Source organism: Stenotrophomonas geniculata (assembly GCF_034508895.1).
GTDB lineage: Bacteria > Pseudomonadota > Gammaproteobacteria > Xanthomonadales > Xanthomonadaceae > Stenotrophomonas > Stenotrophomonas geniculata.
On sequence record NZ_CP140571.1, the window covers coordinates 2773547 to 2792468 of the forward strand.

General features: G+C 66.0%; 15 protein-coding genes. 10 read left to right on the top strand and 5 right to left on the bottom strand.

Annotated elements, in window-relative coordinates; all coding sequences use genetic code 11:
* Positions 1-4: 4 nt before the first annotated feature.
* The 4 genes from fdhE to fdnG all read right to left on the bottom strand — a co-directional run bounded on the left by fdhE (position 5) and on the right by fdnG (position 6013).
* Positions 5-988: a formate dehydrogenase accessory protein FdhE gene (gene fdhE, locus RI032_RS12810; RefSeq protein ID WP_010484040.1), complete on the bottom strand. Its 984-nt coding sequence runs from the start codon at positions 986-988 to the stop codon at positions 5-7.
* 384 nt (positions 989-1372) lie between these two features.
* Positions 1373-2020, bottom strand: coding sequence for a formate dehydrogenase subunit gamma (locus RI032_RS12815; protein ID WP_043400330.1), 648 nt, complete (start codon positions 2018-2020; stop codon positions 1373-1375).
* Positions 2017-2934: a formate dehydrogenase subunit beta gene (fdxH, locus tag RI032_RS12820; protein WP_010484042.1), complete on the bottom strand. Its 918-nt coding sequence runs from the start codon at positions 2932-2934 to the stop codon at positions 2017-2019. Before fdxH ends, RI032_RS12815 begins: the two co-directional genes overlap by 4 nt.
* 10 nt (positions 2935-2944) lie before the next feature.
* A complete protein-coding gene (gene fdnG, locus RI032_RS12825; RefSeq protein ID WP_322547096.1) occupies positions 2945-6013 on the bottom strand; it encodes a formate dehydrogenase-N subunit alpha in 3069 nt (1022 codons plus the stop codon).
* Positions 6014-6304: 291 nt separating this feature from the next.
* On the opposite strand from fdnG, the gene gmk reads away from it, so the two are divergent.
* From gmk to RI032_RS12870, 9 genes are all read left to right on the top strand, one after another.
* Positions 6305-6970 carry a guanylate kinase gene (gene gmk / locus RI032_RS12830; RefSeq protein ID WP_322547097.1) on the top strand — a complete coding sequence of 222 codons (666 nt, stop codon included), beginning with the start codon at positions 6305-6307 and terminating at the stop codon, positions 6968-6970.
* A gap of 110 nt (positions 6971-7080) precedes the next feature.
* Complete coding sequence (gene rpoZ / locus RI032_RS12835) at positions 7081-7380, top strand: DNA-directed RNA polymerase subunit omega (RefSeq protein WP_005410877.1); 300 nt, start codon at positions 7081-7083, stop codon at positions 7378-7380.
* A 105-nt stretch (positions 7381-7485) separates the two neighbouring features.
* The gene (locus RI032_RS12840) at positions 7486-9648 is read left to right on the top strand and encodes a RelA/SpoT family protein (RefSeq protein ID WP_010484045.1); all 2163 of its coding nucleotides are present in this window, start codon (positions 7486-7488) and stop codon (positions 9646-9648) included.
* Positions 9649-9844: 196 nt separating this feature from the next.
* The gene (locus RI032_RS12845) at positions 9845-10231 is read left to right on the top strand and encodes a RidA family protein (protein ID WP_005410875.1); all 387 of its coding nucleotides are present in this window, start codon (positions 9845-9847) and stop codon (positions 10229-10231) included.
* 7 nt (positions 10232-10238) lie between these two features.
* Positions 10239-12350, top strand: a complete 2112-nt coding sequence (gene recG, locus RI032_RS12850) for an ATP-dependent DNA helicase RecG (RefSeq protein WP_143994200.1) — start codon at positions 10239-10241, stop codon at positions 12348-12350.
* A 421-nt stretch (positions 12351-12771) separates the two neighbouring features.
* Positions 12772-13710: a nucleoside hydrolase gene (locus RI032_RS12855; RefSeq protein WP_010484048.1), complete on the top strand. Its 939-nt coding sequence runs from the start codon at positions 12772-12774 to the stop codon at positions 13708-13710.
* A gap of 88 nt (positions 13711-13798) precedes the next feature.
* Positions 13799-14041 carry a type B 50S ribosomal protein L31 gene (locus tag RI032_RS12860; RefSeq protein ID WP_010484049.1) on the top strand — a complete coding sequence of 81 codons (243 nt, stop codon included), beginning with the start codon at positions 13799-13801 and terminating at the stop codon, positions 14039-14041.
* Between the two features lie 296 nt (positions 14042-14337).
* Complete coding sequence (locus RI032_RS12865) at positions 14338-15615, top strand: citrate synthase (protein ID WP_019338763.1); 1278 nt, start codon at positions 14338-14340, stop codon at positions 15613-15615.
* Positions 15616-15908: 293 nt separating this feature from the next.
* Positions 15909-16979 carry a hypothetical protein gene (locus tag RI032_RS12870; protein WP_057502244.1) on the top strand — a complete coding sequence of 357 codons (1071 nt, stop codon included), beginning with the start codon at positions 15909-15911 and terminating at the stop codon, positions 16977-16979.
* A 215-nt stretch (positions 16980-17194) separates the two neighbouring features.
* Here RI032_RS12870 and RI032_RS12875 read toward each other — a convergent pair whose 3' ends face one another.
* Positions 17195-17968 (bottom strand): AraC family transcriptional regulator, encoded by a 774-nt coding sequence (locus RI032_RS12875; protein WP_322547098.1) that lies wholly within the window; start codon positions 17966-17968, stop codon positions 17195-17197.
* 93 nt (positions 17969-18061) lie between these two features.
* Between RI032_RS12875 and RI032_RS12880 the strand changes: the two genes are divergently transcribed.
* Entirely contained in the window at positions 18062-18829 is a 768-nt protein-coding gene (locus RI032_RS12880; RefSeq protein WP_322547099.1) for an alpha/beta fold hydrolase, read from the top strand.
* Positions 18830-18922: the final 93 nt, after the last annotated feature.

Sequence of the window (18922 nt, forward strand, 5' to 3'; positions counted from 1 at the left end):
CGCCTCACTCGCCGTCGGATTGCCACAGCAGCGGATTCTGGCTGGCGCGCGCATAACCTTCTTCGCCCAGCAGCAGGTCCAGCGCCAACGTGCCGAGGTCATCGGCGACCGGTTCCAGTGAGGGATCCTTTTCCAGGTACAGGATCTTGCGGTAGCTGTGGCAGTGGTCGCAGGTCTCGGCACGGACCGCGCTCTCGCGCACGGCCTCGCCGCTGTCGCCATCCACATCGGCCAGGGCGCGGTAGGCGATGTCCTTGCCGGCGGTGCCACACTGGCTGCACTGCACGCGCACGTAGTGCCACTGGCACGCGCACAGCGAGCACGACAGGTAACGGTAGGACGCATAGGGTGGGCGTGCCTGCACCACGCTGACCACCGGTAGCGAGCCGCACAACGGGCACAGGCCGGGTGCATCGGCCAGCGGTTTCAGGTCGGTGGAGCGGAAGCTGTCCGCCAGCACCGCCCAGTAGACCTGCAGTGCGTTCATCACCAGCAGCGCCGCGACCGCGTCCACCGACGGCGCATCATCACGCTCCAGCACGGCATGGGCCTGCGCCTCCAGCCAGGCATCGTCGGCCGCGGCGACGCGCTGCAACTCCTGGCGGGTTTCCGCCGGCAGCCCGGCCTCGTCGGCACAGTGCTGGCACAGCGTGCGCAGCCAGTCGCGCCAGCGTCCATCCAGGTGAAGCGTGTTGGCCGGCCGCAACGGCATGCCGGCACCGGCCGCCGCACTCGACTGCTGCGCACGTGCCTGCGATTGCAGCGCTTCGCGTTGCTGTGGTGTCAGTTCGTCCAGCAGTGCCTGCTGTGCATCTGCCAACGCCGCCAGCAGCTGCAGGTAACCGCCGATGGCACTGTGCGCAGCCAGGCTGCGCAGGCGCGTCGCGCGCTCGGCGAACAGGGAAGCGACATCGGGCAGGATGATGCGCGGAACATCGCGCGAGGCCAGCGTCTCGATCTCACCGGGTTCAAGGATGCGTTGCGCCATGCAGGGCCAGCCAGAAGAACCAGCCTCCATCCTCGCCGTTGTCGGCGCTGGCGTCCAGCGTGTTCGAGGCAGAGCAGTCGAGCATGGTTCGACTCTACAAAAGTCGGTTTCGGTCGTTCCCGTGTTCATCGTGTCGACCAAGGTCGACACCCACCAATCGCAACGTAGAACGCCGTCCCGACAGATCGCAGGAAACTGTCGAAGGCGGGGTGGGTCCGGTTGCGGGGGTGTCCGCGGCATGGATGCCGCGGCCAAGCCCCCAAGGACGGGTTTACGGCGTCCCCCGCAACCGGACCCACCCGGCCAGCCCTCAGGAAGCCAGCTTTTGACGTTGACGTTGACGTTGACGTTGCCTCTGCGGGTGCAGGGCCGCAGGCCCTGCCGCTACCCCTCTTCCCGGCGCCCGCGCAGGATGTCCCGGAACCACTGCCGGTGATGCTTGTACGCCCACCCGTAGGTCACCTTGCCCTGGGTCATCGCCCGCACCGACCCCTTGATCCAGATCGCCGCATAGATGTGCACCACGATGGCGCAGATCAGCACCCAGCCGAACAGCGCATGGGCAAGTACCGAGAAGCGGATCACCCCGATCGGGAAGAAGTGGCTGAAGTACTGCCGCCAGATCACGAAGCCGGTCAGCAGCAGCGCCGACAGGCATCCGATGATGGCCCAGAACAACAGCTTCTGGCCGGCATTGAAACGGCCCACCGGCGGCAGCTTCTCATCCTCGTTGCGCAGTACATCGCGCATGCCGCGCATCCACGCGCGGTCGTCGGCGGTCGGCAGGTTATCGCGCCACATGCGGAAGGCCAGCAAGGCAAAGCCCACCACCATGGCCAGGCCAACGAACGGGTGCAGGATGCGCGTCCACGGTCCACCACCGAACAGCTGGGTCAACGGGAACAGAGCAGGGTGGAACAACGCCAACCCGGACAGCGCGGTCAGCACGAAGCAGATCGCCACGATCCAGTGATTGATGCGGGTCGGCGCACGGTAGCGGATGATCTGGCGCGGGTGCGGGGCGTACTTCATGGCCGCTGCTCCTCTTCGATCTGCTTCGCCTCGTGTTCGGCTTCCTCTTCTTCCTCGTCATTGACCGTGTTGCGGCCGATGCCGATGTAATGCAGGAAGCCGGCGAAGGCGGTGGCGGCGATCGCCAGCACGCCCAGCGGCTTGGCCACGCCCTTCCAGACCTCCACCATCGGGCTGATGCGTGGGTCCTTGGGCAGATCGGCGTACAGCTCGGGCTTGTCCACATGCTGCAGCACGTACATCACGTGGGTGCCACCCACGCCCTGTGGGTCGTACAGGCCGGCGTTCTCGTAGCCGCGCGATTTCAGGTCTTCCACACGGCCGGCCGCATGCTCGGTCATCGCCTGCTTGCTGCCGAAGGTGATCGCGCCGGTCGGGCAGGTCTTCACGCAGGCCGGTTCCTGGCCCACCGCCACCCGGTCCGAACACAGCGTGCATTTATAGGCCTTGTGGTCCTTCTTGGAAATGCGCGGCACGTCGAACGGGCAACCGGTCACGCAGTAACCGCAGCCGATGCAGTTTTCTTCCTGGAAGTCGACGATGCCGTTGGCGTACTGGATGATCGCGCCGGGCGATGGGCAGGCCTTCAGGCAGCCCGGATCGCTGCAGTGCATGCAGCCTTCCTTGCGGATCAGCCACTCCAGCTTGCCCTTCTCGTCCTCGTACTCGCGGAACTTCATCACCGTCCACGACTGGTCGCTGAGGTCCGGCGGATTGTCATAGCTGCCAACGCAGCTGCCCACTTCGTCGCGCAGGTCGTTCCACTCCATGCACGCGACCTGGCAGGCCTTGCAGCCGATGCATTTGCTCACGTCGATCAGCTTGGCGACCTGGCCGGTGTGCGCGCTGCGCGCCTGTGGCGAGGGCGTGGTGGTGGCCGAGCGGCGGATGATGTCCAGCGATTGCAGTGACATGGCGTGTCTCCTACACCTTCTCGACCTTGACCAGGATGCACTTCGATTCGGGCGTCTGCGAGTTGCCGTCACCGATGGCGTTGGTCAGCGTATTGGCGATGTAGCCGGGTTTGGCCGCACCGAGGAAACCCCAGTGGATCGGAATGCCCACCTGGTGCACGGTCTTTCCATCGATCTGCAGGGCCTTGATGCGCTTGGTCACCATCGCAACGGCTTCGATATGGCCGCGCTTGGAACTCACGCGCACGCGGCTGCCGTTGTTGATGCCCAGCTCGTCGGCCAGTGCAGCACCGATTTCGACGAACTGTTCGGGCTGGATGATGGCGTTGAGCTTGCCGTGCTTGGTCCAGAAGTGGAAATGCTCGGTCAGGCGGTAGGTAGTGGCCACGTGCGGGAACTCGTCCGGCGAACCGATCTGGGCACGGTCGCTGGCGAACACGCGCGCGGCCGGGTTGTTGAGCGTCTGCGCCTGGCCCGGGCTGAGCGGGTTGCTGCGCAGCGGAGTATCGAAGGGCTCGTAGTGCTCCGGGAACGGGCCTTCGGCCATGCCGGCCTTGGCGAAGAAGCGCGCGATGCCTTCCGGGTTCATGATGAACGGGCCCATGCCGCCGGCGGGGTCTTCGTCGGCCTTGAAGTCCGGCACGTCCACGCTGCCCCAGTTCTTTCCGTTCCAGGCCAGCAGCGTGCGCCGCGGATCGAAGGGCTGGCCGGCCACGTCGCACGAGGCGCGGTTGTACATCACGCGGCGGTTGGCTGGCCACGCCCAGGCCCAGCCCAGCGTGTTGCCGATGCCGGTGGGGTCGCTGTTGTCACGCCGCGCCATCATGTTGCCGGCCGGGCCCCAGGCACCGATGTAGATCCAGCAGCCAGAGGCGGTGCTGCCGTCGTCGCGCAGGTCGCCGAACGCAGCCAGCTGCTCGCCGGCCTTGCGCACCAGTTTGGTCGGGTCCTTCGGATCGAACACGTCGGCCAGCGCCTTGCCGTTGTATTCCATCGCCAGTTCTTCCGGCGTCGGCAGTTCCGGGTTGGAATACTTCCAGGCCAGGTCGCGCACCGGCTCCCACCACGCACCGCCGTCCTTCTCGTACATCGCTTTGATGCGATGGAACAGCTCGGACATGATCTCGATGTCGCTGCGCGCTTCGCCCGGCGGATTGGCCCCCTTCCAGTGCCACTGCAGCCAGCGCGAGGAGTTCACCACCGCGCCGTTCTCCTCGGCGAAGGAAGTGGTCGGCAGGCGGAACACTTCGGTCTGGATCGTGCTCGGGTCGACGTCGTTCAGCGCACCGTGGTTCTGCCAGAAGGCGATGGTCTCGGTTTCCAGCGGGTCCATGCTGACCATGAACTTCAGCTTGGAGAACGCACTGATCAGCTTGCGCTTGTTCGGCGCCGAGGCCAGCGGATTGAAGCCCTGGCAGATGTAGCCGTGGATCTTGCCTTCGTTCATCAGCTCGTACGCCTGCAGCATGTCGTACGGCTTGTCGAGCTTGGGCAGGTGGTCGAAGCACCAGTTGTTGTCGGCGGTGGCAGCGTCGCCCCACCACGACTTCATCAGGCTGACGTGGAACTTCGGGTAGTTCTGCCAGAACGACATCTGGTTGGCGCGCAGGGGCTTCTGCGTGCGCTTGGCGATGTAGGCGTCGTAGTCCTGCTCGTCCTGCTTCGGCAGCGTCAGGTAGCCAGGCAGCAGGTCGGACATCAGGCCGATGTCGGTCAGGCCCTGGATGTTGGAATGCCCGCGCAGCGCGTTCATGCCACCACCGGCCACGCCGATGTTGCCCAGCAGCAACTGCACCATGGTGCCGGCGCGCACGTTCTGCGCACCCACCGAGTGCTGCGTCCAGCCCAGCGCGTACAGGATGGTCATCGCCTTGTCCTTGCCGGCGGTGGACGCGATCATCTCCCAGACCTGCCGGATGCTGTCGGCCGGCGTGCCGCAGATGCGTTCGACCATCTCCACGGTGTAGCGCGCGTAGTGCTGCTTGAGCAGGTTGTAGACGCAGCGCGGGTCCTTCAGCGTCGGGTCGCTGCGCACGAAGCCATCGTCACCGTAGGCGTAGTCCCAGCTGGAACGGTCGTAGCTGCGCTTTTCTTCGTTGTAGCCCGAATACAGGCCGTCCTTGAAGGCGAACTCGTCCTTCACCAGGAACGACATGTCGGTGTAGTTCAGCACGTACTCGTGCTGGATGCGGTCCTCGGTCAACAGGTAGTTGATCAGGCCGCCCAGGAACACGATGTCGGTACCGGTGCGGATCGGCGCGTACACGTCGGCCACCGCGGCCGAGCGGTTGAAGCGCGGATCGACCACGATCAGCCGGGCCTTGTTGTGTGCCTTGGCCTCGGTCACCCATTTGAACCCGCACGGGTGCGCCTCGGCGGCATTGCCACCCATGATCAGGATCAGGTCGGCATTCTTGATGTCGACCCAGTGATTCGTCATCGCACCACGGCCTAGCGTCGGGGCAAGACCTGCCACCGTCGGGCCGTGTCAGACACGTGCCTGGTTGTCGAATGCCAACATGCCAAGGGAGCGGACGACCTTGTGGGTCAGCACCGCGGTTTCATTGCTGGTGGCCGAGGCTGCCAGCATGCCGGTGGTCAGCCAGCGGTTGACCGTCTGCCCGGCCTCGTTCTTCTGCACGAAATTGGCATCGCGGTCTTCCTTCATCAGCCGTGCGATGCGGTCCAGTGCATCGTCCCAGCTCAGCCGCTTCCACTCGTTCGAGCCGGGCGCGCGGTACTCGGGGTAGAGCAGGCGCGACTTGCTGTGGATGATGTCGGCCAGGCCGGCACCCTTCGGGCACAGCGTGCCGCGGTTGACCGGATGGTCAGGGTCGCCTTCGATATGGAAGATGCTCGGCTCGGCGTTCTTGGCGCCATCGCCGAGGCTGTACATCAGGATGCCGCAGGCCACCGAACAGTAGGTACAGGTGTTGCGGGTCTCGGTCGCGCGGGTCAGCTTGTACTGCCTGACCTCCGCGAGCGCGATGCCGGGCGCGAAGCCCATCAGTGCCAGACTGGAGCCGACCAGGGTTGTCCCGGTCACTTTCAGGAACTGGCGGCGGCTCATCGATGGCATGCCGTTCTCCTGGGATGGCGGGGAGGCGCAGGCCTCCGGGCTGTCGTTGGGTACGGCCCGGTTATAGCACAGGCCCCCGCACGCCCATGTGGCACAAGGCCCGGCGCCTGCCGGGCGGGCGCGCAACGGGGCGGCTCTGGTAAAGTTGCGTGCCCGCACCCCGGGGAAAGCGTCTGCCGGGCCTGGTTCCAGGATGTTCCGCGCAGCCCCCGCCGTCCTGGCGCGATCCTCCGCGCCGGATCTGGAACATCGAGGAAAAATTTTGCGAAATCAACCCGTTGGATCCCCCGCATGAGCGCACCGTCGAAGCCGTCGGAGGCCGTTGCGCGCGGCACGCTGTACATCGTTGCCGCCCCGTCCGGTGCCGGCAAGAGCAGCATCGTCAATGCCACCCTGGCGCGTGACCCGCAGATCGCCCTGTCGATCTCCTTCACCTCGCGTGCGATGCGCCCGGGTGAAGTGAACGGCCAGCACTACCATTTCGTCTCTGCGGAAAGGTTCGAGGAAATGATCGCCGCCGGCGACTTCTTCGAGCATGCCTGGGTGCATGGCGACTGGAAGGGCACCGCCCGCCAATCAGTTGAACCGCAGCTGGCCGCCGGCCAGGACGTGCTGCTGGAGATCGACTGGCAGGGCGCGCAGCAGGTGCGCCAGCTGGTGCCGGGCACGGTCACCGTGTTCATCCTGCCGCCGTCCAAGCAGGCCCTGCAGGACCGCATGCGCAAGCGCGGCCAGGACAGCGAGGCGGTCATCGCCCAGCGCCTGGGCGCGGCCCGTGACGAGATGCTGCACTTCAACGAGTTCGACTACGTCATCGTCAACGAGGTGTTCGACACCGCCGTGGACGAGCTGTGCGCCATCTTCACCGCCAGCCGCCTGCGCCGGGAGGCCCAGAAGGTCCGCCACGCCGGCCTGATCCAGGCCCTGTTGACCCCTGATTCGGGCGCAACTGACTGATTCCAAAAGAATCGGGTGAGGGTTGGCTTGATTTTGTCCAGCCCCTGCCAGTACACTCCGTCCCCTTTCCCTCATTCGACTGAGCGGCCGACCGGTCGCCGGGAGCCCGTATGGCCCGCATCACCGTAGAAGATTGCCTGGAAGTCGTTAACAACCGTTTCGAACTGGTCATGATGGCTTCCAAGCGTGCCCGCCAGCTCGCCAACGGCGTGCAGGCCACGCTGGACAACAGCGAGACCGAGGACAAGCCGACCGTGCTGGCGCTGCGCGAAATCGCCGCCCGCAAGATCGACAACGCGCTGATCGACGAAGTCGAGAAGGCCGAGCGTGAGCGCGCCGAGCGCGAAGCGCTGGAGTGGGCCGCCGCCGAAGTGGTCGCCGACGAAGACATGTCCAAGAACGACGATTGATCGCATCGATCAACGTCATTGCTGGATCGCCGAACAGCCCGCCCCGTGCGGGCTGTTTCGCATTCAGGATTTGCCGTAAACGTCGCGCTGGAATAGGCTTCGGGCATGAACCCAGGCCCCACTGCCAAGGTCGCCGCAGCCCCCGCTGCCGCCGTACCCGACTACGTCCTCCAGCTTGAACGCGCCGCCCATTACCTGCCGCCGGAACAGCTGCCGCTGTTGCGCCGCGCCTGGGAAGTCGGAGCCGCCGCGCACGCTGGGCAGACGCGCAAGTCGGGCGAGCCCTATATCACCCATCCGGTGGCCGTGGCCCAGGTGCTGGCCGAGCTCGGCCTGGACGTGGAAGCGCTGATCGCCGCGATCCTGCACGACACCATCGAAGACACCCCGCTGACCCGTGAGGCGCTGGCTGCCGAGTTCGGCGAAGCCGTGGCCGAACTGGTCGACGGCGTGACCAAGCTGGACAAGCTGAAGTTCCGCGACCGCCAGGAAGCGGCCGCCGAGAGCTTCCGCAAGATGCTCCTGGCAATGTCGCGCGACCTGCGCGTGATCATGATCAAGCTGGCCGATCGCCTGCACAACATGCGCACGCTGGGCGCGCAGAGCCGCGAAGCGCGCGGCCGCATCGCCCGCGAGACGCTGGAGATCTATGCGCCCATCGCCCAGCGCCTGGGCATGAGCCTGGTCAAGAGCGAGTTGCAGAACCTGGGCTTCAAGGCGCTGTATCCGTGGCGCCACGCGATCCTGGAAAAGCACATCCGCAGCCAGCCGGTGGTACGCCGTGAAGCGCTGGCACAGGTGGAAGTTCAGCTGTCGCAGCGGCTGGCGAAGGAAGGCATCGAGCACCGCCTGGTCAGCCGCATCAAGACGCCGTGGAGCATCTACAACAAGATGCGCGACGAGAACAAATCCTTCGACCAGGTGATGGACGTGTTCGGCTTCCGCCTGGTCGTGCGCAGCGTGCCCAGCTGCTACCACGCGCTGGGGTCGGTGCATGCCACCTTCAAGCCGCTGGATGGCCGCTTCCGCGATTTCATCGCCATTCCCAAGGCCAATGGTTACCAGTCGCTGCACACGGTGCTGTTCGGGCCGTATGGCTCGCCGATCGAAGTGCAGATCCGTACCGAGGAAATGGACCTGATCGCCGAACGCGGCGTGGCCGCGCACTGGACCTACAAGTTCGGCGGCGATTCACCCAACAGTGCGCAGAGCCGTGCGCACGCCTGGATCGTCGAACTGATCGATTCGCAGCGTGCTGCCGGTTCCTCGCTGGAGTTCCTCGACAACGTCAAGGTCGACCTGTTCCCGGACGAGGTCTACCTGTTCACCCCGAAGGGCAAGATCCTGGCGCTGCCGCGCAACTCCACCGCGCTCGATTTCGCCTACGCCGTGCATACCGACGTCGGCAACATGGCCGTGGCCTCGCGCGTGGACAAGAAACTGGTGCCGCTGCGTACCAAGCTGGTGTCGGGCCAGTCGGTGGAGATCATCACCGCACGCTCGGCCACGCCGAAACCGCAGTGGCTGGAATTCGTGGTCACCAGCAAGGCGCGCACCGCCATCCGCCACCAGCTCAAGCAGCTGGAGCACGAGGACGCCGTGCAGCTGGGCCACCGCATGCTCGACCGCGCGCTGGAAGCGATGGATTCGTCGCTGGAACGGCTGCCGAAGGGGCGCCTGGATGCGTTCCTGGCCGAGCATCGTTTCCCACGCCTGGAGGCGCTGCTGGCCGAGGTCGCACTGGGCAACTGGATGCCGACCCAGGCCGCGCAGGCGCTGATGGCCTACGCCGAACTGCGTGGCGGCCCGCATTCGCGCCACCACTCGCAGGAAAAGATCCTGATCAACGGCAGCGAGCGCGGCGTGGTCACCTTCGCCGGCTGCTGCCAGCCGATTCCCGGCGACGAGATCATGGGCTACCACACCGCCGGCAAGGGCATCGTGGTGCACCGCATGGACTGCCCGAACCTGGCCGAGCTGCGCAAGTCGCCCGAGCGCTGGGTGCCGATCGGCTGGGACACCACCGTTTCCGGCGACTACGACACCTCGCTGGTGGTGGAAGTGGAGAACGGCACCGGCGTGCTGGCGCAGCTGGCCGCCGCCATCGCGCAGAGCCATTCCAACATCGAGCGCGTGGATTACCTGGACCGCGACTTCAACGCCGCCGTGCTGGCGTTCAACATCCAGGTACGCGACCGCAACCACCTGGCCGAAGTGATGCGCCGCCTGCGCCGCCTGTCGGTCGTGCAATCGGTACGCCGGCAGTAGAGCCACGCCATGGGTGGATGCTTTCTGTAGAGCCGAGCCTATGCTCGGCTGCTCCAGCCCGAGGCAGCCGAGCATGGGCTCGGCTCTACAGACGGCGCATCACATGACCGGATTGCCGTAGATCCACGCCATGCGTGGATGCACCCCCAACCGGTACAATCAGCGCTCTGTTTTCCCCCAAGCACCGGAGCGACCCATGTCCCGCCAGATCATCAACACCGAAAAGGCTCCCGCCGCCATCGGCCCGTACTCGCAGGCCGTGCGCGCCGGCAACACCGTGTACTTCTCCGGCCAGATCCCGCTCGACCCGGCCACCGGCGACATCGTCGGCGCCGGTGACGTCGAAGCACAGGCCCGCCGCGCCTTCGACAACCTCAAGGCCGTGGCCGAAGCCGCCGGCGGCTCGCTGGACAAGGTCGTGCGCCTGGGCCTGTACCTGACCGACCTGGGCGAGTTCGCCAAGGTCAACGCGGTCATGCAGGACTACTTCCAGGCCCCGTACCCGGCCCGTTCCACCATCGAAGTCTCCGGCCTGCCGAAGGGCGCCAACTTCGAGGTCGACGCGGTGATGGTCATCGACTGACCGCCACGTGGCACGCAAGGCGGCGGTCACCCCGGTTCTGTCACCGTCCGGCGAAGCATCTCTGGCGATGCTCGCGGGCGTCGGTCCGGCCGTGGCCGCCAAACTGCAGGCGCGTGGCCTGGCCACCCTGCAGGATCTCTGGCTTCATCTGCCGCTGCGCTATGAAGACCGGACCCGGCTGACCCGCATCGAAGACCTGCGTAACGGCGTGCCGGCGCAGGTGGAAGGGCGGGTGGTCGCGGTCGAGCGCGGCATGCGCTACCGGCCGATGCTGAAAGTGGCAGTGGAAGACGAAGGGCGGGGCACCCTGGTGCTGCGCTTCTTCCACTTCCGCCAGCAGCAGGTCGGCCAGTTCGCGGTCGGCAACCGGCTGCGCTGCTTCGGCACGCCCAAACCGGGCCAGCTCGGCCTGGAAATCGTCCACCCCAGCTACCAGGTACTGGGCCGCAACGACGATCCCGAACTCGGTGACCGCCTCGACCCGGTGTATCCCACCGTCGAAGGCGTCGGCCCGATGACCATGCGCAAGCTGATCGGCCAGGCGCTGGACCGCCTGCCCGAGGAAGGCACGCTGGAACTGCTGCCCAGCGGCTGGCTCGATGGCCTCGGCCTGCCGTCGCTGCGCAGTGCGCTGCTGACCGTGCACCGGCCGCCGCCGGATGCCGACCTGGCCGCGCTGGCGGCCGGCACTCATCCAGCGCAGCGTCGCCTGGCGATGGAAGAGCTGCTGGCCCATCACCTCAGCCTGCGTCGCCAGCGTATCGCGCTGCAGGCGCATCATGCGCCGCCGCTGGCCGGCCCCGGCAAGCTGGCCAAGGCGCTGTTGAAGCAGCTGCCGTTCGCCCTGACCGGCGCACAGGCGCGCGTGTTCAAGCAGATCCGCGAGGACCTCGCGCGCCCCAGCCCGATGCTGCGGCTGGTGCAGGGCGATGTCGGCTCCGGCAAGACCGTGGTCGCCGCGCTGGCGGCGATGCTGGCGGTGGAGCAGGGCAAACAGGTTGCGCTGGCAGCACCGACTGAGCTGCTGGCCGAACAACATCTCAACAATCTGCGCGGCTGGCTGGAACCGCTCGGCGTGCGCATCGCCTGGCTGGCCGGCAAGGTCACCGGCAAGGCGCGCGCCAAGGTGATGGAGCAGGTCGCCAGCGGCGAAGCGCAGGTGGTGGTGGGTACCCACGCGCTGATGCAGGAGGCGGTGGTGTTCCAGGACCTGGCCCTGGCCATCGTCGACGAGCAGCATCGCTTCGGCGTGCACCAGCGGCTGGCGCTGCGTGACAAGGGCGCAGGCGGCAACAGCGTGCCGCACCAGCTGGTGATGACCGCAACACCGATTCCGCGCACGCTGGCGATGTCCGAATACGCCGACCTGGATGTCTCGGCCATCGACGAACTGCCGCCGGGCCGCACCCCGGTGCAGACCGTCGCATTGAACAACGATCGTCGCCCGGAGCTGATCGAGCGCATCGCCCTGGCCTGCCAGGAAGGGCGGCAGGTGTACTGGGTGTGCACGCTCATCGAGGAAAGCGAAGAGCTGGACGCCACGCCCGCGCAGGCCACCTACGAATCGCTGCAGGCGCTGCTGCCTGGCGTACGCGTGGGGCTGGTGCATGGCCGCCTGAAAGCTGCGGAAAAGCTGGCCACGATGGTGGCGTTCAAGGCCGGGCAGATCGACCTGCTGGTGGCGACCACCGTCATCGAAGTGGGCGTGGACGTACCGAACGCCTCGTTGATGGTGATCGAGAACGCCGAACGCCTCGGCCTGGCCCAGCTGCACCAGCTGCGCGGCCGTGTTGGCCGCGGTTCGGCGGTGTCGCGCTGCGTGCTGCTGTACCAGGCACCGCTCTCGCAGATGGCACGCGAGCGCCTGCAGACCATGCGCGAAACCAACGATGGTTTCGTCATTGCCGAAAAGGATCTGGAACTGCGCGGCCCCGGCGAACTGCTCGGCACCCGCCAGACCGGCCTGGCCGGTTTCCGCATCGCCGACCTGGCCCGCGATGCCGGCCTGCTGCCCGGCGTGCACGACCTGGCCGAGCGCCTGCTGGCCCAGCAACCCACGCTGGCCGACCGCGTGGTGCAGCGCTGGATCGGCACCGCCGTGCGTTACGCCTCGGCCTGATCCCTGTAGAGCCGAGCCCATGCTCGGCTGCCGTTCGCGCTGCGCGCGTGAATCGAGCATGGCTCGACTCTACAGACATCGCTTTCGATCATTTCCATGTTCATCCACGCATTGCGTGGATGTGTCGACCAAGGTCGACACCACCAACAGCTGCGGAGAACTGTCGAAGGCGGGGTGGGTCCGGTTGCGGGGGCGTGAGCCGCATGGATGCGGCGACCGAGCTTACATGGACGTACTTGCAGCGTCCCCCGCAACCGGACCCACCCCGCCATCCCCCAGGAAACCAGCTTCTGCGGTCGCTCTGGCCTTTGCCGTTGATTCGGCAGGTGCAGGGCGCAGCCCTGCCAGAACCCCAACACCCCGTACTTGCAACGGTCATCATCCCGGTCCACACTTCGTTGCCGATCTGAAGACGGCAACGATGACCCACAAGATCCCGCTGTTGATCGACACCGACCCCGGTGTGGACGACGCCCTGGCCCTGCTGATGGCCTTCGCCGATGAACGGCACGACGTGGTCGCCCTGACCATCGCCGCCGGCAATGTCGGCCTCGAATACACCGTCCGCAACGCCCTCAAGCTCTGCGACATCGTCGGCCGCGCCGACGTGCCGGTGTTTGCCGGCAGCCCGGATCCGCTGCTGCATCCCTCCGTTGACGCTGCCCACGTGCATGGCCGTGACGGCTACGGCGACGTGGACCTGCCGCCGCCGAGCCGCCAGGCCGAAGCCGAGCACGCCGCACTGGCCATCCTGCGCCTGTCGCACGAGCACGCCGGCGAACTGATGCTGGTGATGCTCGGCCCGCTGACCAACCTCGCACTGGCACTGAAGCTGGACCCGACCCTGCCACAGCGCATCAAGCGCATCGTGGTGATGGGCGGCGCGGTCACCTGCCACGGCAACATCACCCCGGCGGCCGAATTCAACATCGCCTTCGACCCGGAAGCGGCGCACGTGGTGTTCACCTCGTTCAAGCACCTGCTGGTGTCGGACTGGGAAGCTACCGTCGCCCATGGCCTGCCGCTGCAGGACGCCGAGAAGTGGCTGCAGGCCGATTCCGATCGCGCCCGCTTCTACGAGCTGATCTCGCGCAAGACCCGTGGCCTGTCCGAAGACAGCAAGGGCGGCCGCTGGTACACCGCCGATGCGGTGGCCATGGCCTGGGCGCTGAACCCGGAAGGGCAGCTGCGGGTCGAGTCGCGCCCGCTGAACGTGGAGCTGAACGGCACGTTCAGCCGCGGCGCCACCATCGTCGACTGGAACCGCCAGACCGGCCAGCCGGACAACTGCGATCTGCTGATGGCCTACGACCAGCAGCGTTTCGAGGCCCTGGTGCGCCAGGCCCTGGGCGCGGACTGAAGCCGATTGACCCGCACCGGTTGCCCCGAGCGGCAACCGGTGCTTATAATGCCGCTCTTGACCACCAGCCCATTTACGGTGTGAGCCCATGAAGGCCGATATCCATCCGAACTACCGCGACGTCGTCTTCCATGACGTCACCTCCGATTTCAAGATCCTGACCCGCTCGACCATGGCGACGAAGGAAACCATCAAGTGGGAAGACGGCAACGACTACCCGCTGGTGAAGGTTGAAATTTCCTCGGCTTCGCACCCGTTCTACACGGGCAAGCACAAGGTCATCGACACCTCGGGCCGTATCGACAAGTTCCAGAAGCGCTACGCGCGCTGATCTGTCGATCCAGCTTCGAACCAACGGCCGCGCTCTGCGCGGCCGTTTGTTTTTCCCCAACGCCAACCCAACGGGCGTTTGGATGGACGGAACACTGCGTTCGTGTGACAACACTTTTGCCGATCCGGGCCGCTCAACGGCCGGCGTCTGGTCGCCTGTCGTATACGACTTCTGTCTAGCGCCGGGCAAATGCTGCTGTGCGATAATGACCTGATCCCCGGCACAGGCCGAGGACGTCATTCACGTGCCTGACCAATGCGCTTGGGCAGGCGCCTTCCCATGAAGGAGCGCACACAGTGTCCGATCTTGATCAGGTCACGCTCAACGCCGGCGATAAGTCGGTCGTTCTGCCCGTCATCAAACCCACCCTTGGCAACGACTGCGTCGACATCGCGAAGCTGACCAAGGAAACGGGGTATTTCACCTACGATTCCGGCTTCACCGCGACGGCCAGCTGCAAGTCCGCCATCACCTACATCGACGGCGACAAGGGCGTGCTGCTGTACCGCGGCTACCCGATCGAACAGCTGTCGGAAAAGTCGAGCTACGTCGAAGTGGCCTACCTGCTGATCAACGGCGAGCGCCCGAGCGCCGAGCAGCTGAAGGCCTTCACCGATGAGCTGGCTGCCGAAGCCAACGTCGACGATTCGATCAACACCCTGATCGGCAGCTTCGCCAAGGATGCCCATCCGATGGCGATCCTGACCGCCGCCATCGCGCAGCTGTCGGGCATCTATCACGCCTCGCTGGACCTGTCCGACGCCGAACAGCGCCGCCAGGCCGCCGTGCGCCTGATCGCCAAGGTGCCGACCCTGTCGGCGCTGATCTACCGCCACGGCAAGGGCCTGCCGGCCAACAAGCCGGACACCTCGCTGGACTATGTCAGCCGCTTCCTGAAGCAGACCTTCGAGTCGGCTGACGGCCAGTACGATCTGAACCCGGACGTGGTCAAGGCGCTGGACCTGCTGTTCATCCTGCACGCCGACCACGAGCAGAACGCCTCGACCTCGACCGTGCGCCTGGTCGGTTCGACCGGTGCCAACCCGTACGCGTCGGTCGCCGCTGGCGTCACCGCGCTGTGGGGTCCGGCCCACGGCGGTGCCAACGAAGCCGTGCTGAAGATGCTGGAAGAGATCGGCACTGCCGACAACGTCGAGTCCGCCGTGGTCAAGGCCAAGGACAAGACCTCCGGCTTCCGCCTGATGGGCTTCGGCCACCGCGTCTACAAGAACTTCGACCCGCGCGCCAAGGTCATCGGCGAGATGACCAGCAAGGTGCTCAAGCAGCTGGGCGTGCAGGATCCGCTGCTGGACGTGGCCGTGAAGCTGGAACAGGCCGCGCTGCAGGACGAGTACTTCGTCGCCCGCAAGCTGTACCCGAACGTCGATTTCTACAGCGGCATCATCTACAAGGCGCTGCAGATCCCGACCGAAATGTTCACCGTCATGTTCGCCCTGGGCCGTACCTCCGGCTGGGTGTCGCATTGGCTGGAACAGCAGGTCGACCCGGAAATGAAGATCGGCCGTCCGCGCCAGGTCTACACCGGCAGCGACGTGCGCGACTACCAGGGCTGATCGCCCGAGGTCATTCGTGAGAAGAACGCCCCGCATCCGCGGGGCGTTTCTTTTTGCGCGGACCTGGCAGGTGCGGACCGTTGGTCCGCACGATTTCGGCGCCCGGGAAAAATCGTCCACGCATGGCGTGGATCTACCACCGCATCCGCCTTCGGTAGGTGCCAACCTTGGTTGGCACGCGCTTCACCGCGCCAAGACCGCGTGATTCAAGGGTCTCGCCAGCTTCACGACCGCTCGCGCAGCCTCAGGACGCCAGCTGCATCCGCAGCACCTGAAATGGAGCGTCCATCCCGATGAGTACCCGATTCGACCCACCCGAGCGCGGCCCGCTTGGTCCCGACGTCGCCACTGTCGTCACCGCCCCCATCGTCGCGCCTCCCTGCGAAAGCGCCGTTTCCTGGGGCGCGATTTTCGCCGGTGCCGCCGCTGCCGCCGCACTCTCCCTCATCCTGCTCATCCTCGGTGTCGGCCTTGGCCTCTCCTCGGTGTCGCCGTGGTCGTTCGAAGGCGTCAGCAAGGAAACCTTCGGGTGGTCCAGCATCGCCTGGCTCACCTTCACCGCACTGGCCGCCTCCGGCCTGGGTGGCTACCTGGCTGGCCGCCTGCGCACCAAATGGACACAGATCCATGGCGATGAAACCTATTTCCGCGATACCGCGCACGGCTTCGTGTCGTGGGCCGTGGCCACGCTGCTGACTGCGGGCCTGCTGACCTCGGCCATCGGCGGCGTGCTCGGCACGGGCGCGAAGGTGGCCGGCGCCACTGCGGGCGCTGCCGCATCCACGGCCGGCGTTGCCGCCGCAGGTGCCGGTAGCGCTGCCGGCGCGGCTCCGGAAGGCGACCTCAACTACTGGGTCGATTCGCTGTTCCGCAGCGCGACCAGCGCAGGGCCGTCTGATCCGACAGCGCCGCCGCCGGGTGCGCCGATGGATCCGAATGCTCCCTCGCCGCCGCCGCCGGCCGCTAGTGTCGGCCCGCGCGACGCGCGCATGGGTCCGCCGCCACGCCCGATGCCGGGCAACGGCCCGGTGGGCGACCGCCGCGAAGTCCGCGCCGAAGTGAACCGCATCATCGTCAACAGCCTGCAGGGCGAGGGCCTGGACCCGGCCGACAGCCAGTACCTCTCGCAGCTGATCGCGCGCGAGACCGGCATGAGCCCGGCCGAAGCGCAGGCCCGTGTGACCGATGTGCAGACGCGCATGCGTGCCGCGCTGGAGAAGGCAAAGACCACCGCCAAGCAGGCGGCCGACGATGCCCGCAAGGCCGCAGCGTATGCCGCGCTGTGGCTGTTCATCACCCTGCTGATCGGCGCGTTCTTCGCCAGCCTCAGCGCCACCTGGGGCGGCCGCCGCCGCGACCTTTGAATGAGGAGACCTGAGATGAAAATGATTCTGCTCTGGCTGTTGGGCGTGCCGATTCCGCTGCTGATCCTGTACGCAATCTTCTTCTGAGATTGCATCGTTGAGTGGGACCCGTCAGGCCGCCGCACGGCGGCCTGATGCCATCCCGTCGTGCGTGAGCATGTGTCTGTAGCGTCGAGTCCTGCTCGACGCTACAAAAGCAAGACGCGGTAGCTGAACTACGACTGCGCATACCGGCTCGGCGAACACCCCATCGCACGCCGGAAGGCCGCGGAAAACGCACTCGGGCTTGCATAGCCAAGGTCCAGTGCCACACGGGTCACCGCCTGCCCCTGTCCCAGCCGCTCGATGGCCGCCAGCAGGCACACCTGCTGCCGCCACTCGGCAAAACTCACCCCGGTATCGGCGCGGAACAAGCGGGTGAACGTACGCCGGCTCATGCCTGCGTCGGCCGCAACGTCATTGAGGCGGGCCGCCAGCGAGGGAGTATCGAACAGGGCACGGCAGACACGTGCAAGGCGTGCATCCGAAGGCAGGGGTGCGTGCAGGGAAAGTGCCGGCATCGACGCGATCTCCGCTACCAGCAGCTGCATCAGTTTGCCTGCCCGCCCGTCCTCGTCGTACAGCGCAGGCAGATCCACGGCGGCCTCCAGCAACTGTCGCAACAACGGCGATACCGCATACACGCGGCACTGCATTGGCAGCGCCACCGCCATCGCCGTCCCGACAGAGAGAAAGGCATTGAGCATCGTCACCGGACCGCGCATCGTCATCTCATGCGCCAGGCCTGCAGGTACCCAGCAGGCACGCTGCGGTGGCACCAGCCAGCGTCCCTGTGGCGTCGTCACGCTGATGGTGCCGCGCGCAGCGAACGCGAACTGCCCGCGTCGATGGGCATGGCGGGGAAACGTGAACTCGGCTGCGTAGTCGTTCGAGGTGACCACGACATCGCGTGGCAGGTCTTCGTACGGATCAAGCAGCGAATGGCGCATGGCCCGGATTCTATAGTCATTGACCCGTCATCGACAGTGGGCCGGATCCGCGCTGCCTAGCATCAGCACTCCTCTCAGCTGCAATGGAACTCCATGGCCAACACTTTCCATCGCGTGGGGCACGGCCCTCACGCTGTCCTGGTGCTGCATGGCTGGTTTGGCGACGCGCACGCGTTCGAGCCGATCGAGCCATGGCTGTCACGCGATGACTTCAGCTACTTCTTCATGGACTGCCGCGGCTACGGCGGCATGCGCGATGCGCAAGGGGCCTACACCATCGACGAGATTGCATCCGACGCATTGGACCTGATGACGTCCCTCGGCCTTGAACACTTCAGCCTGGCAGGTCATTCGATGGGCGGCATGGCCATTGAACGCGTGGCGGTGCTTGCGCCGGAACGTGTGCGCGGCATGGTGGCCATTGCGCCGGTGCCCTGCGGCGGCATTGCCTACGACGCTGCGACGCGACGCCTGCTTGAAGCGGCAACCGGAGACGTCGGCATCCGCCGGACCATCATCGATCGCAGTACCGGCGGACGGCTGCCTGCGCAATGGCTCGACTGGAAGGCCGCGTATTCGGCGGCACATGCGTCACCTGCGGCATTTGCTGCCTATCTTCCGGCGTGGGCGGATACCGACTTCAGCAGCGAGGTCGTCGGCAACCATCGGTTGAAGGTGCTGGTAGGTGGGCACGATCCCACCTTCAACCGTGCACTGATGGAGCGCACCCATCTGCGCCGCTACCGGCAGGCCACGATGGATGTCCTGGCCGATGCCGGGCATTACCCGATGAATGAGGCGCCGCTGGCCCTGGTGGCGGCGATGGAATCATTCCTGAAAGACGCGTCGGGTCCGCGATGAATGGTTTCTGACATGGGATGTCGTTTTCACATCTTTTCGGAGTTATTGCATGGGCGTCACTTTCGAGGCGAGGGAAGCTGTGGGCACTTATCC